Here is a 477-nt window from a genome sequence, read left to right as displayed (position 1 = left end):
TCTTCGGTCACCCCGAGGTGTACGTCCTCGCCCTGCCGTTCTTCGGCATCGTCTCCGAGGTGTTCCCGGTCTTCTCGCGCAAGCCGCTCTTCGGCTACGCCGGTCTGATCTTCGCGACCCTCGCGATCGCCGCGCTGTCCATGGCGGTCTGGGCGCACCACATGTTCGTCACCGGCGCCGTGCTCCTGCCGTTCTTCTCCTTCATGACGTTCCTCATCGCCGTTCCCACGGGTGTGAAGTTCTTCAACTGGATCGGCACCATGTGGCGCGGGAAGATGACGTTCGAGACGCCGATGATCTTCGCGCTCGGCTTCATCGTGACCTTCCTCTTCGGTGGTCTGACGGGCATCATGATGGCCGCCGCGCCGATCGACTTCCACATCTCGGACACGTACTTCATCGTCGCCCACTTCCACTACACGCTCTTCGGCACGATCGTGTTCGCCACGTTCGCCGGCGTGTACTTCTGGTTCCCCA

General features: G+C 62.3%; 1 protein-coding gene. It reads left to right on the top strand.

Annotated elements, in window-relative coordinates; all coding sequences use genetic code 11:
* Positions 1 to 477, top strand: a 477-nt coding sequence (locus G6027_RS19195; protein ID WP_241727265.1) for a cbb3-type cytochrome c oxidase subunit I, incomplete at both ends; no start/stop codon positions are given.

Source organism: Dietzia sp. SLG310A2-38A2 (assembly GCF_014145095.1).
In the GTDB taxonomy this organism is placed as follows: domain Bacteria; phylum Actinomycetota; class Actinomycetes; order Mycobacteriales; family Mycobacteriaceae; genus Dietzia.
Note: the sequence above shows the minus strand (reverse complement) of the source record. Positions and strands in the feature narration are given on the sequence as shown.